At 75.6% G+C, this 14,147-nt stretch carries 13 protein-coding genes and 1 pseudogene; 8 read left to right on the top strand and 6 right to left on the bottom strand.

The annotated features are described in order from the left end of the window. Positions 1-15: 15 nt before the first annotated feature. The gene (locus OHA99_RS07255) at positions 16-243 is read left to right on the top strand and encodes a hypothetical protein (RefSeq protein ID WP_153177389.1); all 228 of its coding nucleotides are present in this window, start codon (positions 16-18) and stop codon (positions 241-243) included. Here the strand turns inward: OHA99_RS07255 and OHA99_RS07260 are convergent. Together OHA99_RS07260 and OHA99_RS07265 are read right to left on the bottom strand one after the other, a co-directional pair. Further along, entirely contained in the window at positions 235-909 is a 675-nt protein-coding gene (locus tag OHA99_RS07260) for an ABC transporter (RefSeq protein WP_153177390.1), read from the bottom strand. The genes OHA99_RS07255 and OHA99_RS07260 overlap by 9 nt on opposite strands. Beyond that, positions 906-1,772 carry an ATP-binding cassette domain-containing protein gene (locus tag OHA99_RS07265; RefSeq protein WP_405694801.1) on the bottom strand — a complete coding sequence of 289 codons (867 nt, stop codon included), beginning with the start codon at positions 1,770-1,772 and terminating at the stop codon, positions 906-908. The genes OHA99_RS07260 and OHA99_RS07265 overlap by 4 nt, the downstream gene beginning before the upstream one ends. A 67-nt stretch (positions 1,773-1,839) precedes the next feature. On the opposite strand from OHA99_RS07265, the gene OHA99_RS07270 reads away from it, so the two are divergent. The 4 genes and pseudogenes from OHA99_RS07270 to OHA99_RS07285 all read left to right on the top strand — a co-directional run bounded on the left by OHA99_RS07270 (position 1,840) and on the right by OHA99_RS07285 (position 6,699). Continuing rightward, positions 1,840-2,604 (top strand): peptidyl-tRNA hydrolase, encoded by a 765-nt coding sequence (locus tag OHA99_RS07270; protein ID WP_366473968.1) that lies wholly within the window; start codon positions 1,840-1,842, stop codon positions 2,602-2,604. A gap of 98 nt (positions 2,605-2,702) precedes the next feature. After that, positions 2,703-4,064: a DUF692 domain-containing protein gene (locus OHA99_RS07275; protein WP_405694803.1), complete on the top strand. Its 1,362-nt coding sequence runs from the start codon at positions 2,703-2,705 to the stop codon at positions 4,062-4,064. A 114-nt stretch (positions 4,065-4,178) separates the two neighbouring features. Then, positions 4,179-4,977, top strand: a pseudogene (locus OHA99_RS07280) (TIGR04222 domain-containing membrane protein). 114 nt (positions 4,978-5,091) lie between these two features. Then, complete coding sequence (locus OHA99_RS07285) at positions 5,092-6,699, top strand: alpha/beta hydrolase (RefSeq protein WP_405694805.1); 1,608 nt, start codon at positions 5,092-5,094, stop codon at positions 6,697-6,699. Here OHA99_RS07285 and hemQ read toward each other — a convergent pair whose 3' ends face one another. Then, positions 6,700-7,431, bottom strand: coding sequence for a hydrogen peroxide-dependent heme synthase (hemQ, locus tag OHA99_RS07290; RefSeq protein ID WP_007445291.1), 732 nt, complete (start codon positions 7,429-7,431; stop codon positions 6,700-6,702). A 4-nt stretch (positions 7,432-7,435) separates the two neighbouring features. Continuing rightward, positions 7,436-8,920 (bottom strand): protoporphyrinogen oxidase, encoded by a 1,485-nt coding sequence (gene hemG, locus OHA99_RS07295; protein ID WP_405694807.1) that lies wholly within the window; start codon positions 8,918-8,920, stop codon positions 7,436-7,438. Positions 8,921-9,156: 236 nt separating this feature from the next. On the opposite strand from hemG, the gene OHA99_RS07300 reads away from it, so the two are divergent. Continuing rightward, on the top strand, positions 9,157-10,119 hold the full coding sequence (locus tag OHA99_RS07300) for a DUF4349 domain-containing protein (protein WP_366473972.1): 963 nt from the start codon (positions 9,157-9,159) through the stop codon (positions 10,117-10,119). A 27-nt stretch (positions 10,120-10,146) separates the two neighbouring features. After that, the gene (locus OHA99_RS07305; RefSeq protein ID WP_366473973.1) at positions 10,147-11,544 is read left to right on the top strand and encodes an FAD-dependent oxidoreductase; all 1,398 of its coding nucleotides are present in this window, start codon (positions 10,147-10,149) and stop codon (positions 11,542-11,544) included. A gap of 40 nt (positions 11,545-11,584) precedes the next feature. Here the strand turns inward: OHA99_RS07305 and OHA99_RS07310 are convergent, their stop codons facing one another. Beyond that, positions 11,585-11,929 carry a hypothetical protein gene (locus OHA99_RS07310; RefSeq protein WP_153177399.1) on the bottom strand — a complete coding sequence of 115 codons (345 nt, stop codon included), beginning with the start codon at positions 11,927-11,929 and terminating at the stop codon, positions 11,585-11,587. A 135-nt stretch (positions 11,930-12,064) separates the two neighbouring features. Here OHA99_RS07310 and OHA99_RS07315 point away from each other — a divergent pair, with 135 nt between their 5' ends. After that, entirely contained in the window at positions 12,065-12,883 is an 819-nt protein-coding gene (locus tag OHA99_RS07315) for a rhomboid family intramembrane serine protease (RefSeq protein WP_153177400.1), read from the top strand. Positions 12,884-12,910: 27 nt separating this feature from the next. Here the strand turns inward: OHA99_RS07315 and OHA99_RS07320 are convergent, their stop codons facing one another. Beyond that, positions 12,911-14,143 (bottom strand): MFS transporter, encoded by a 1,233-nt coding sequence (locus tag OHA99_RS07320; RefSeq protein WP_366473974.1) that lies wholly within the window; start codon positions 14,141-14,143, stop codon positions 12,911-12,913. Positions 14,144-14,147 lie beyond the last annotated feature (4 nt).

Raw genomic sequence — 14,147 nt, forward strand, 5'->3', positions numbered from 1 at the left:
TCCTACGCTGGAGACATGACCAGCGACCACGACCAAGGCCCGGACGGCTCCGGCTCCGGCTGCGAGCCCGGCGGCTACTCCCTGATCGACTCGGCGCCCCGGCCGCCCAGGGCCGACGGCCCGCCGTACGCGGACTGTGTCGTGTGCCGGGAGCCGACGGAGTACCCGGAGTCGTTCAAGGGGATCACGCTCTGCCCGGTCTGCGAGTGGCAGGAGGCCCAGCGGACCGCCTGTTCAGGCTGACGTCCTGCGCGAGCTGAGCGCACAGGCCGCGGCGGTCGCGGCCGCGGCGACGACCGCCGCCCCGGCCAGCGGCAGCAGCGGCAGCGGGACCGCGCCCGACTTCGACCCGGTGACCAGGCCGCTGACCGCCGCCCGTGCCGGGGACCCCGACGCCACCAGCGCCAGCAGGGCCGCCAGCAGCAGGGCGGGCACCGCGCGGCCGGGCGAGCGCAGCACCGGCCAGGCGGTGAGCGCGCCGACGGCGGTGCCGAGCAGGGCGCACACCAGCGCGGCGAGCAGTCCGGCGCCGCCGGCGGGGAGCAGCGGTACGCGTGTGCCGTGACCGGTGCTGACCGGGTCGCTGATCAGCGTCACGACGACGGTCGCCACCGCGCCGAGGACGGTCGCGGCGGCCAGCGCCACGAGCACGGAGGCCAGATGGGCCCGCGCGGGACCGCGGGCCGCGGACACGCACCCCCGCGCGGCGGACGGCTCACCGGTGACACAGACCCGGACCAGCCAGGCCGCGACGGGCAGCAGCACGGCCGCCGCCCAGCCCAGCGAGTCGAGCACCGGCTGCCCTCCCTGTACACCGACGCCGAGCGCGGCGGCGTACAGGACGACGGGCGGCAGCCAGCGCTGGGAGCGCAGCAGGAGGGCCGCCTGGTAGCGCAGGAGAGCGGTCACCGGGGGTCCTCCGGGGCGTGCACGCTCACCACGTGCCAGGGCGGACGGGCGGTCAGGAGCGTGCGCAGCAGGACGTCGGAGTGCGAGGCGGGGACGCCGATCGTGTGGGACCCGGAGCCGGTCTCCTCCGTAGAGGCCGCCACCCGGTGTGCGTCGGCGGGCAGGGCGGCGCCCGGCGGCCCCTGCACCCGGACGACGACCCGCGGTCCGGCGGCCACCGGGGCGGGACCGGTACGGCGGTGCAGCGTGCCGTCGCGCACGGTGTACACGGCGTCGGGCGCCCCGGCCAGGCGGCCCGGATCGTGGTCGACGAAGACCGCGGCACCGCCCGCCGCCACGCGCTCGGCGACCGCCCGTTCCAGCTCCCCCCGCGCGCCCGCGTCGAGCCCGGTCCATGCCTCGTCGAGGACCAGCAGCTCCGGCTCGGCGAGCAGCGCCTGTGCCACCGCCACCTTCTGGCTGCCGCCCTTGGACAGCCGGGAGAGCCGGGTGCCGGCGTACCCGGCGGCCCCCAGCCGCTCCAGCCACTGCCCCGCCGCACGGGCCGCCGCACGGGCCGCCGCACGGCGGGACAGCCCGTGGACGGTGCCGAGGTGGGTGAGGTACCCGGCGGCGGTGAAGGGCAGGGCGGGCGGGAAGCGTTCGGGGACGTAGGCGGTACGGGGGCGGCCGGTGACCCGGCCCTCGGTGGGGGCGTCGATCCCGGCGAGCAGCCGCAGCAGCGTGGACTTGCCGGTGCCGTTGGTGCCCTCGACGCGGACGAGGGTGCCGGGCGGCACGCCGAGGTCGACGCCGCGCAGCACCCAGGGACCGCGGATGCCGTACCGGCGTCCCACGCCGTCCAGCCGTAGCTCGCGTTGCATGGGGCCCATCCTCTCTCGGGCGGGAGGCCCGACGGCCCCGGGCGGGCGACTTGGCAGACTGTAGGGCGTGAGCAACGACCCGACGACGCCCGTCCCCGCCTCCGTCCCAGCCGCGGCCCCGGCCGCGGCGCCGGCCCCCGACAGTCCCTTCCGCGCCGAGCCCGGCGACCGCGACCTCGCGCCGCAGTTCGTGCTCCCGCTCGTCGTGCGCATCGAGCGGGCGGCGCCGCCACCCCGTACCGACGCGCTGGAGACCGCGGCGCGCGCGGTGCTGGTGATGCTCGGCGACGAGCGGTCGACCGGTGACGGCGCGTGGGCGCGGGCGATGCGGGACTGGCAGGACGCGCGCATCCGCAAGGTCGTACGCCGGGCCCGGGGCGCGGAGTGGCGGCGGGCCGAGGCGCTGCCCGGCATCACGGTCACCGGCAAGAACGCCGAGGTGCGGGTCTTCCCGCCGGTCCCGCTGGACGGCTGGCCCAAGGACCTGGCCCGCCTCCAGGTCTCCGGCACCGACCTCGACGACCCCGAGCCGCCGGCCGCCGCCGACCCCGCCGCGCCGGTGCTCTGGATGAACCCCGACCTGGACATGTCGGCGGGCAAGGCGATGGCCCAGGCCGGCCACGGGGCGCAGCTCGCCTGGTGGGCGCTGTCCGACGGCGAGCGGTCGGCGTGGCGCGAGGCGGGCTTCCCGCTGTCGGTACGCACCGCGGACCCGGCCCGCTGGGGCGGCCTCACCACCGGCGGCCTGCCGGTGGTGCGCGACGCCGGCTTCACGGAGATCGCGCCGGGCTCGTGCACGGTGGTCGCGGACCATCCGGCGCTGCGGCGGTAGGAACCTCAGATGTTGCTCTGAACAAGCCCCGCCCGTGGTTCGGCCCGGGCCGGGCGGGCGATATCCCCGGCATGTGAGCGGCGAAGGGGGACGCGATCATGGAGCGAACGGCGCGACTGGGCACCGGAATCGGATGGCGGCCGGAGATCGCGGACGCCGTCGAGCGGATGCCCGGCATCGACTGGGTCGAGGCGGTGTCCGAGAACCTGTGTCCCGGGCATCTGCCCGACTCGCTGCTGCGGCTGCGCGAGCGCGGGGTCACCGTCGTACCGCACGGGGTCTCCCTCGGGCTCGGCGGCGCGGAGCGGCCGGACGCGGGGCGGCTGGCGGCGCTGGCCGAGCGGGCGGAGGTCCTGGGGGCGCCGCTGGTCACCGAGCACATCGCGTTCGTCCGGGCGGGCGGCGCGCTGACCGCCTCACCGGCGCTGGAGGCGGGGCACCTGCTGCCCGTGCCGCGCACCCGTGACGCCCTCGACGTGCTGTGCGAGAACGTGCGCATCGCGCAGGACGCGCTGCCCGTGCCGCTCGCCGTGGAGAACATCGCGGCGCTCGTCGCCTGGCCGGACGAGGAGCTGACGGAGGGGCAGTTCCTGTACGAGCTGGCCGACCGGACGGGGGTGCGGCTGCTGATCGACGTGGCCAATCTGCACACCAACCACGTCAACCTCGGCGCGGACCCGGCCGAGGCGCTCGCCGAACTCCCCCTGGAGGCCCTCGCCTACGTCCATGTCGCGGGCGGCTTCGAGCGGGACGGCGTCTGGCACGACAGCCACGCCCACCCCGTCGCGCAGCCGGTGCTCGACATCCTGACCGACCTCGCCTCGCGTGTCGCACCGCCGGGTGTCCTGCTGGAGCGGGACGAGAACTTCCCCGACGGCGACGGGCTGAGCGGTGAGGTGGAGGCGATCCGCACCGCCGTCGCGAAGGGGCGGGCGGGGAGCCCCGGGGCCGTGACGGGCGGGGCGGCGCCGCGCACCTCGGGCGCCGGGTCCGGGTCCGGGTCCCGGCCCCGGTCAGGTTCAGGTTCCGGTTCCACCGGCGACGCCGTACGGCAGCGGCTCGGGCTCGCGCAGGCCGCGCTGCTGTCGGCGCTGGTCGCGGGGACGCCGGTGCCCGAGGGGTTCGACCGGGTGCGGCTGGGGGTGCAGGCGCGGGCGCTCGCCGGGAAGCGGGCCGACGTGGTCGGGAAGGTCGCGCCGGAGCTGCCGGTGATCCTGGGCGCGGGGTACCGGCCGGCCTTCCTCGCCTACGCGCAGGGGTCCCCGCTGACCGGCGGCTACCGGCGGGACGCCCTCGACTTCGCCGCGCACGTGCTGCGGACGGCGCCGGGGGACGAGGATCCGGCCGTGCGGAGGGCGTTGCGGGAGTGGTGGCTGGACCGGTCGGGGCCGGTGCCGCGCTCCAGGCGCCCCGGGGCCCGGCTGGCCCGTGCGACCAGGCGGGTTCTGCTGCGCCGCTGAACCGGGGGACGCCTCGGGGACATCACCAAACGGAACGTCACATACCCACAACACCGCGTCCCGGAATGTGAACAGGGCGTGGCGCCGGCGAAAGCCTTGGCATAGATATACGGCATGTTCTGGGTCCTTTTCCTCCTGTCGGCCTGGGCCGTCGCCGGCCTCGCCTGTCTGCGGCTGTGCCTGGCCGCCGTACGCGCGGCCGCCGTCGGCCCGCGCGCCGCGGCTCCCGAGCACACGCTGACCCTGTACGAGGCGGCGTTCCTGTCCGGCGGCCCGCGACGGGTGGCCGACCTGACCCTCGTCTCCATGGCACGCCAGCGGCGGCTGCTGCTCGCGCACACCGGCTGGGCGACGGTCGTGGACCCGTGCGGCCGGGACGACATGGAGCGGTCGGTCATCGGGGCGATAGGCCCCGGGGGGGCAGTCCCGGATAGCACCGGTACGGGCCGCCGCGGCCGCCGCCGACGCGGTACGGGGCCTGGCCGACCGGCTGGTCGGCGCGGGCCTCGCCGTACCCGACGGCGGCACCGGCGGTGTCATGGCCGGGGTGCGGCGGGTGCGGGTCGCCGCGGTGGCCGTGTGCGCGCTCGGCCTGGCAGCCCTGGCGCTGCCGCTGCCCGCCACCGAGCCGCGCCCGCTCATCGCTCTCTGGTTCGCGCTGCCGCTCGCCCTGACGCTCGGGTGCCTCGCCATCACGCGCATGGAGATCCACCCGCAGGCGCGCTGGGCCTCCCCGGCCGGGCAACGGCTGGTCGGGGCCCTCGTCCGGCAGGCGGACGGCACGGCGGACGACCGGACCTTCCTCACCTCGGTCGCCGTGCGGGGCGTGCACGCGATCGGCGAGCCGGACCTGCGGGCGGCCTTCGCCCATCGCGAGAAGTACGCCGCGGACCACTGGGAGCGCCGGGCCTGACGCGCCGGGGGCGTGCGGGGGCACTCGTCGGCGACACCCGCGGGCGGTGCTTGCCCCGCCCGGCCGCCGCACCAAACATCCCTTGTGTCACACCGTGCACCGAAGGGATACGCGATGCGAGCTGCCGCCCTCTACTCGGCCGCCGGGTCCTTGCTGCTGACCACTCTCGCCGCCGTACCGGCGGAGGCCGCCCCGGTCTCCGCGGCCGGGCCCGGGTCCGCCGAGGCGAGCGGGACCGCCGTGGCCGCCCGGCGCGCGGCGGCGGCCGGGATCGAGTTCGGGGCGTGCCCGAGGGCGGAGGAGCTGCCGGACGGCATCCGCTGCGGCACGGTGTCCGTGCCCCTGGACTACGCCCACCCCGACGGGAAGCACATCCGGCTCACCGTCAGCCGAGTACGGGCCACCCACAAGGACCCCGACGGCGGCGAACGCCGGGTGGACGGACAGGGGGCCCTCCTCTACAACCCGGGCGGCCCCGGCGCCTCCGGGCTGTACTTCCCGCTGGTCGGCATGGTGCCCGAGTGGAAGCGGATCGCCGCCGCCTACGACCTCGTCGGCTACGCCCCGCGCGGCGTCGCGCCCTCCGCGCCGCTGTCCTGCCAGGACCCCGGCGACTTCTTCAAGGGGCCGCGCCCCGCGCCGACGCGGCCTTCGGACGCGTACAAGGAGCAGCGGGCCGCCGAGGCCGAAGCGTACGCGCGCGACTGCGCGGAACGGGGCGGCGACGCGCTGCGGCACTACCACTCGCTCAACAACGCCCGTGACCTGGAGGTCGTCCGCGCCGCGCTGGGCGAGCGGCGGCTCACCTTCATGGGCGCGTCGTACGGCACCTACCTCGGCGCGCTGTACGCCGAGCTGTTCCCCTCGCACGTACGGCGGATGGTGTTCGACGCGGTGGTGAACCCGGACCCGGAACAGGTCTGGTACCGGAACAACCTGGAGCAGTCGGAGGCGTTCGAGGACCGCTGGGACGACTTCAAGGAGTGGGTCGCCGGGCACGACGCCGTGTACGGGCTCGGGGACACGGCGCGGCAGGTGCAGGACGCCTACGAGGAGGCGAGCGCACGGCTGGCGGCGGAACCGGCGGGCGGGACGGTGGGGCCCGCGCAGTTGCAGGGCGCGATGCTGAAGGCCGGGTACTACGACGACTACTGGCCGCACCGCGCCGAGGCGCTGTCGGCGTATCTGAAGGGCGACCCGCAGCCGCTGGTCGACCAGGCGGGGACGCGGACCGAGGAGGGCGCCGTCGCGGCGGAGAACTCCAACGCCGTGTACACGGCCGTCGAGTGCAACGACGCGTCCTGGCCGGCCGACTTCGAGGTCTGGGACCGGGACAACACCCGGCTGGCCCGCAGGGCGCCGTTCGAGACGTGGGACAACGTGTGGACCAACCTGCCGTGCGCCTACTGGCAGGTGCCCCGGCAGCAGCCCCTCGATGTGCGCACCGCGCCGGGTGAGCTGCCGCCGACGCTGGTCCTGGCCGCCGAACGGGACGCGGCGACGCCGTACGAGGGCGCGCTGGAGCTGCGGCGGCGGCTGTCGGGCTCGGTGCTGGTGACCGAGCGGGACGCCGGGACGCACGGCATCGCGGGCGGGCCGAACGACTGCGTCAACGGCCACCTGGAGGCGTACCTGCTCGACGGCCGCCTCCCGGCGCGGGACACGTCGTGCGCCCCGCGCCCGGAACCGGAGCCCAGGCGGGCCGCGGCACCGCAGGCCTGACTAGGCCAGTCCGGCGACCAGCTCGCCGATGTCCTTCCGGCGCCCGGTGAAGAACGGGATCTCCTCGCGGACGTGGCGGCGGGCCTCGGAGCCGCGCAGGTGGCGCATGAGGTCGACGATGCGGTGCAGCTCGTCGGCCTCGAAGGCGAGGATCCACTCGTAGTCGCCCAGCGAGAAGGAGGCGACCGTGTTGGCGCGGACGTCCGGGTAGCCGCGGGCCATCTTGCCGTGGTCGGCGAGCATGCGGCGGCGGTCCTCGTCGGGCAGCAGGTACCAGTCGTACGAGCGCACGAACGGGTAGACGCTGATGTAGTTGCGCGGCGTCTCGTCGGCCAGGAAGGCCGGGATGTGCGAGCGGTTGAACTCGGCGGGGCGGTGCAGCGCCATGTTCGACCAGACCGGCTCCAGCGCACGGCCGAGCTTCGTGCGGCGGAAGAGGTTGTACGCCTCCTGGAGCTGGTCGGCGGTCTCGGCGTGCCACCAGATCATCAGATCGGCGTCCGCGCGCAGACCGGACAGGTCGTAGGTGCCGCGGATCGTCACGTCCTTCGCGGCGAGCTGGTCGAACAGCTCCTGGACCTCGTCGGCGTACCCGGCGCGGTCCTCGGGGAGGCCGTCCTTGAGCTTGAACACGGACCAGAGGGTGTAGCGGATGACCTCGTTGAGGTCCTTGGCCAGCTTGCCCTTGTTCGGGATCCGCTCGGCGGCGGGGGTGGAGGCGTCGTCACTCATGGCCCTATTCTCCCGCTCCGCCGTGCAGACTCTGCACCGGGTGGGCCGTGAGCTCCTCCACACCGGCGAGGTCGCCCCGGATCTGGTCGGCGGCGGCGTACGCGCTCGCGATGCTGGCCGGGATCCCGACGCCGTCGTACGCCGCGCCGCACACCGCGAGGCCGGGGAGTTTCGCGACGTGCTCGCGGACGCGGGCCACGCGCGCGTGGTGGCCGACGGGGTACTGCGGCAGGCCGTCCCGCCAGCGGGTGACGCGGGTGGCGACCGGCGCGGCGGTCAGGCCGGTGGCCTCGCCCAGGTCGTGCCGGGAGACGGCGACGAGGCCCGCGTCGTCGCGGCCGAGGATCTCCGTGTCGCCGTACCGGCCCACCGAGGTGCGCAGGACCACCAGGTCCGGGTCCTCGTCGGCGATCCAGCCCCACTTGCGGGAGGCGAAGGTGGACGCCTTGATGGTGTGCCCGTCGACCGGCGGTACGAGGAAGCCGCTGCCCTCGGGGAGCGCGGCGGCGTCCGAGCGGCGGTAGGCGAGGGTGATCAGGGCCATCGAGGCGTACTCCACCGCGGACAGCTCGGCCGCGGCGGCGGGCGCCTCGGCGCGCAGCAGCTCGGCGGCGGGACCGGCCGGGACGGCGACGACGACCGCGCCGGCGTGCAGCACCCGGTCGCCGGCGACGATCCGCCAGCCGTCGGACGCGGTGCGGCGCAGCTCGGTGACGGGCGCGTGGGTGACGATCTCGCCGCCGCGCGCGCGGACCGACTCGGCGACGGCGGGCGGGAGGGTGCCGATGCCGCCCTCGATGCCCATGAACACCGGGCCGCTCGGCGGTGAGGTGGCCGTGCGGCCCTGGAGGGCTCGGACCGCCTCGGTGAGGGAGGTGTGGGTGCGGGCGGCTTCGAAGAGCTGAGGCACGGCCGAGCGCAGCGAGATGCGGTAGGCGTCGCCCGCGTAGACGCCGCCCAGGAGCGGCTCGACGAGGCGGTCGACGACCTCGCGGCCCAGGCGCGCGGCGACGTACTCCCCCACGGCCACGTCGTCGCCGACCTCGGTGCGGGGCAGTTCGGCGTCGCGCTCGATGCGGGCGAGCCCTTCCTCGGAGAGCACGCCGGACAGGGCGGCGGCGGTGCCGGGGACGCCCATGACGTGGCCCTTGGGCATGGGGCGCAGGGCACCGCGGGTCCACAGGGAGGCGGTCGCGGTGGACGGCGGCTGGAGGCGGTCGGCGAGTCCGGCCGCGCGGGCCAGACCGACGGCCTCGGGGCGGCGGGCCAGCATCGACTCGGCCCCGAGGTCGACGCGTACGCCGGCGATCTCGCCGGGCAGCAGCTTGCCGCCGACGCGGTCGGACGCCTCCAGGACGGTCACCCGGGCGCCGGCCTCCAGGAGGCGGTGGGCGGCGGCCAGTCCGGCGATGCCGGCTCCTACGACGACTACGTGTCCGGGCCCCTGCTCCGGGGGGAACTCACCCGCCGGGGTCTCACTTGCGCTCATGACCCCAGCGTCTCAGACGCCACCGACACCGCCCCGGGGCCGGACGGCCCCGGCCCCGGGCCCACAGGTCCCGCGCGCCCCGTTCCCTCGTCCGGCGCCGGTCCCGTCGCGAGTCCGGCCGCGAGTCCGGCCGCGAGTCCGGACCGTGATCTCTTCGGGACCGTTCCGCGCCGTCGCACGAGCCTCCGCGCGCGTCGTAGAGGCAACAGCCGCTACGACCCCGGGGGGTACCCACGATGCAGGCACGACGAGCGACCACGAGAAGGTCCGCGCCGCCCGCGCGGGCCCTGGCCGGCCTGCTGCTGGTCACGGCGCTCGCCCTCACCGGATGCAGCGCCTCGGACGCCGGCTCCGACGCGGGCGGCAAGGCCGCCGCGCCGCAGCGGGGCTCGCAGGCGGAGGGCTCGCAGGCCGACGGCAAGGCAGGCGCGGCCGGTGAGGCCGGGTCCGACCGTGCCGGGGAGAGCGCGCCGACCGAGGTCGCCCCGGCCCACCTCATCCGCACCGTCTCCCTGAGCGTCCAGGTCAAGGACACGTCCAAGGCACTCGACGCGGCCCGCACCGCGACCGAGAACGCCGGCGGTTACGTCGGTGACGAGAACACCACCCGGGACGCCGAGGGCCACGAGCGGACCGAGGTGACGCTCCGCGTGCCGGTGGAGCGTTACGAGGACGTCCTCGACGAGTTGGAGGGCGCCGGGAAGCTGCTGCGGCGCGAGGCGAAGGCCGAGGACGTCACCGACCAGGTGGTGGACGTGGACAGCCGCGTCAAGTCGCAGCGCGCCAGCGTGGCCCGCGTCCGCGAGCTGATGGACCGGGCGACGGAGCTGGACGACGTGGTGACCCTGGAGGGCGAGCTGAGCACCCGTCAGGCGGAGCTGGAGGCGCTGCTCGCCCGGCAGGCCTCCCTGAAGGACCGCACGAGCCTGGCCACCGTCACCCTCTCCCTGTCGGAGACGCCGGTGAAGCACGTCGAGAAGAAGGAGGAGGACGAGGACCCCGGGTTCCTGGACGCGCTGGCCGGCGGCTGGGACGCCTTCGTGACGATGCTGCGCTGGCTGGCGGTGGTGCTCGGCGCGGTACTGCCGTTCGCGATGGTGGCGGCGCTGCTCGCGCTGCTGTGGCTGCGGGTCGTACGCCCCCGGCTGCCGCGCCGTCCGCAGGCGCCGAGCGGCCAGGAACCCGCGGCGCGGGACTGAAGGATCCCGCCCACGTAGCGTGTTCGCATGAACATGAGCGCTGGCGGCGGGACGAGGGAACGGCTGGTCGTGATCGGCGGCGACGCCGCGGGGATGTCCGCGGCGTCGCAGGCGCGTCGGCTGAAGGGCCCGGACGAGCTGGAGATCGTGGCGTTCGAACGCGGTCACTTCAGCTCGTTCTCGGCGTGCGGCATCCCGTACTGGGTCGGCGGCGACGTCACCGAACGGGACGCGCTGATCGCGCGCACGCCCGAGGAGCACCGCGCCCGGGACATCGACCTCAGGATGCGCACCGAGGTCACGGAGATCGACGTGGCCGGCCGGCGGGTACGCGCGCGTGACGTCGATTCCGGGGCCGAGTCCTGGACGTCGTACGACAAGCTGGTGATCGGGACCGGGGCGCGGCCGGTCCGGCCCGAGCTGCCGGGCGTCGACGCGCCCGGTGTGCACGGGGTGCAGACCCTGGACGACGGGCAGGCGCTGCTCGACACGCTGGCCCGCACGCGTGGCCGTCGCGCGGTGGTCGTCGGCGCCGGGTACATCGGCGTGGAGATGGCCGAGGCGCTGATCAACCGCGGCTACGAGGTGACGGTCGTCAACCGCGGCCGGGAGCCGATGGCCACGCTCGACCCGGACATGGGCCGCATGGTGCGCACGGCCATGGAGGGTCTGGGCATCACCATGGTGAACGGCGCCGAGGTCACCGAGGTGCTGACCGGGGACGACGGCCGGGTCCGGGCGGTGGCGACCAAGGACGCCGAGTTCCCGGCGGACGTGGTGGTGCTCGGCATCGGGGTCCGTCCCGAGACGGGGCTCGCCGCGGCGGCGGGGCTGCCGCTCGGCGCGCACGGCGGGCTGCTGACGGACCTGGCGATGCGGGTGCGCGGCCACGGGAACATCTGGGCGGGCGGCGACTGCGTGGAGGTGCTCGACCTGGTCTCCGGGCAGGAGCGGCACATCCCGCTGGGTACGCACGCCAACAAGCACGGGCAGGTCATCGGCACCAACGCCGGCGGCGGCTACGCCACCTTCCCGGGCGTGGTCGGTACGGCGGTCAGCAAGGTGTGCGACCTGGAGATCGCGCGGACCGGCCTCAGGGAGAAGGACGCGCTGCGGGCGGGGCTGCGGTTCGTGACGGCGACCATCGAGTCCACCAGCCGCGCGGGCTACTACCCGAACGCCTCCCCGATGACGGTGAAGATGCTGGCGGAGCGGCGCACCGGGCGGCTGCTCGGCGTGCAGATCGTCGGCCGTGAGGGCGCGGGCAAGCGGGTCGACATCGCCGCGGTGGCCCTCACGGCCGGGATGACGGTCGAGCAGATGACCGCCCTGGACCTCGGTTACGCACCGCCCTTCTCCCCGGTGTGGGACCCGGTGCTGGTGGCCGCCCGCAAGACGGTGCGGGCGGTCGAGCAGCAGCGCTGAGCGACGGAGCCGGGCGACCGCGCCGCGCGGGGCGCCGGGGCTACGCCGTTCCGTTGATCCGGTCGATGGCCTGCCGCGCCTGCTCGGCCGGGGGCCGGGCCGGCAGGGAGGACACCGAGGCCGGCGCGGTCGCCGGCACCGGGGAGCCCACCGCGGGCGGCTGCTCGCCGGCCGGCCTGGCGTGTGTCGCGGCCCGCGTGGAGCGCAGCCGGTGGCTCACCGCCTCGTCCAGTGTCACCGGCCGCTGTGTCTGCGCGGCCAGCCGCCCCGCCTCCTGGCCGAGCCGGGCGACGTCCTCCCAGGGCAGCCGGAGCACGAGGGCGACCTCGGCCTCGCCGTCGGGCAGGGCGTGCAGCGCGGGAGCCGGTGTGACCCGTTCGTTCATCGCCTGTTTCCTCACGTCGTCCCCGCGCCCCGCCTTCCCCGGGTCACGGGCGGTTGAGAGGGCATACGTACACACGGACGGGGGCGTTCAACGGGCGAACCGGTTCACCGTCCGCCGGGCGGGCAGAAGTGTCCCGTGGTCATCCCCGTCCATGACGTGAACCCGGCGCGCCGCACCCCGTGGGTGACGTACGCCCTGATCCTCGCGAACGTCCTGGTGTTCCTGTTCACCCCCGGCATGACCGGGTCGGCGACGGGCGACGGCAGCCTCGCGCAGATGTGCGACCTCCAGGCGTTCCTGGACCACTGGGCGGCGGTACCGCAGGAGCTGCTCCAGCACCGGATGCCGCGCCTGGTGCCCACGGGCGCCGTCGGGGTCGGCCCGCAGGGGCCGGGCTGCGTGGTCGCGCCGCCCGGCTACGACAAGTCGCCGGAGCTGAGCGTCCTGACGGCGATGTTCCTGCACGGCGGCTGGCTGCACCTGCTGGGCAACATGCTGTTCCTGTGGATCTTCGGCAACAACGTCGAGGACCGGATGGGCCACCTCCCCTTCCTGCTCTTCTACGGCGTCTGCGGCTACGCGGCGACCTACGGCTTCGCCCTCCTCAACTCCGGCTCGGGCGCCCCGCTGATCGGCGCGTCGGGCGCGATCGCCGGGGTGCTCGGCGCCTATCTGGTGCTGTATCCGAGGGCCCGCGTCTGGGTCTTGGTGCCCTTCCTGATCTTCCTGCCGCTGCGGCTGCCGGCCTGGCTGGTGCTCGGCTTCTGGTTCGGGCTCCAGGCGGTCTACTCCTCCGGCGGGGCCGTGTCCGACGCGGGCACGGTGGCGTACGTGGCCCACGTCGTCGGCTTCGTCGTCGGCATGCTGATCGCCTGGCCGCTGCGGCGGGGCACCCCTCCCCCGCCCGAGCCGCGCGGGCTGCTGTTCGGCAGGCGGGCGCGGCCCGGGTGGTGAGTGGCGGGCACGGTGGGCCCCGTACGGTCAGGCCGGGGTCGCCTCGCTCCTCGCCACGGGGGCGGCCGGGGCGGTCCAGCGGATGCGGGTGCCGCACAGCGCGACGGCGCCCGCCGAGGCGGCCACGGCGCCCATGCCCCAGGCCAGGCTGCTCGCACCGGCGATGAAGCCGATGAGCGGCGGTCCGGCCAGCAGCCCCGTGGTGCCCATGGCGGCGACCAGCGTCAGCGCGTCCGAGCCCTGCCGGGCGGCGGCCGCGTAGACGCAGGGGGTCACGGCCGCGATGCCGAGGCCCATGCAGGCGAAGCCCGCCAGGGCCGGGGCGACGCCCCCGCTGACCAGGGCGGCGGCGAGACCGGCGGCGGCCACGGCGCTGCCGAGGAGGACGACCCGTCCGTCGCCGAAGCGGCTGCGCCAGCCGTCGGCGAAGAGGCGGGCGACGACCATCATCCCGGACACCACGGCGATGCCGAGCGGGGCGAGTTCCGCCGACGCCTCGGCGATGTCCTTCAGGTAGAGGGCGGACCAGTCGTTCATGGCGCCCTCGGCGACGGTGCCGAAGACCATGGCGCAGCACATCCACAGGGTCGGGCGGGAGGGGAGGGTCCAGCGCCGGCGGGCGGGCTCCGGGTCGGCGGGGGCTTCCGCGGCGGCCGGGTCCGTCGCGCCGGGCGCGGCCCCGTCGGGCGTGGTCGCGTCGTCGAGCAGTCCGGTGCGGGCCGTCGCACCGAGGGCGACGAGCAGCGCGACGGCGACCCCGAAGTGCGCCGCGACCGATCCCGTGGCGGCGGTCATGCCGGAGGCGAGCAGGGCCGCGAGCAGCGAACCGGCGCTGAAGACGGCGTGCAGCCTCGCCATCGTGTTGCGTTCGTGCCGTGCCTCCAGGGCCGCGCCCTGCGCGTTCATGGCCACGTTCAGGCAGCCGACGAGGACGCCGTCGGCGCACATCACCAGCAGGGCCACCGGGTAGTTCGGCGCCGCCGCCAGGGCGAGCAGCAGCAGGGCGAGGCCGAGCTGGGACAGCAGGGACAGCCGGCGCGAGCCCATGCGGCGCATCAGCCAGGCGACCGCGGGGAAGGACACCGCCGCGCCGACGCCCGCGGCCATCAGGAGGACCCCCACCTCGGCCGCGGTCAGGCCGAGGTCGGACTTGATCGCGGGGATCCGCGCGGCCCAGGTGGCGTACTGGAAGCCGAGGGACAGGAACAGTGCGGCGATCGCCAACTGGCCGCGTCGGAAGGGGTCGTGGAGACGGGACACGCGC

It is taken from the genome of Streptomyces coelicoflavus (assembly GCF_045041415.1).
GTDB classification, from domain to species: Bacteria; Actinomycetota; Actinomycetes; order Streptomycetales; family Streptomycetaceae; genus Streptomyces; species Streptomyces coelicoflavus.

Excerpts from the sequence above, each read along its gene's own strand:
- OHA99_RS07255 (WP_153177389.1), top strand. The coding sequence starts at position 16 with ATGACCAGCGACCACGACCAAGGCCCGGACGGCTCCGGCTCCGGCTGC.
- OHA99_RS07285 (WP_405694805.1), top strand. The coding sequence starts at position 5,092 with ATGCGAGCTGCCGCCCTCTACTCGGCCGCCGGGTCCTTGCTGCTGACC.
- OHA99_RS07265 (WP_405694801.1), bottom strand. The coding sequence starts at position 1,772 with ATGCAACGCGAGCTACGGCTGGACGGCGTGGGACGCCGGTACGGCATC.
- hemQ (WP_007445291.1), bottom strand. The coding sequence starts at position 7,431 with ATGAGTGACGACGCCTCCACCCCCGCCGCCGAGCGGATCCCGAACAAG.
- OHA99_RS07275 (WP_405694803.1), top strand. The coding sequence starts at position 2,703 with ATGGAGCGAACGGCGCGACTGGGCACCGGAATCGGATGGCGGCCGGAG.
- OHA99_RS07300 (WP_366473972.1), top strand. The coding sequence starts at position 9,157 with ATGCAGGCACGACGAGCGACCACGAGAAGGTCCGCGCCGCCCGCGCGG.
- OHA99_RS07310 (WP_153177399.1), bottom strand. The coding sequence starts at position 11,929 with ATGAACGAACGGGTCACACCGGCTCCCGCGCTGCACGCCCTGCCCGAC.
- hemG (WP_405694807.1), bottom strand. The coding sequence starts at position 8,920 with ATGAGCGCAAGTGAGACCCCGGCGGGTGAGTTCCCCCCGGAGCAGGGG.
- OHA99_RS07305 (WP_366473973.1), top strand. The coding sequence starts at position 10,147 with ATGAACATGAGCGCTGGCGGCGGGACGAGGGAACGGCTGGTCGTGATC.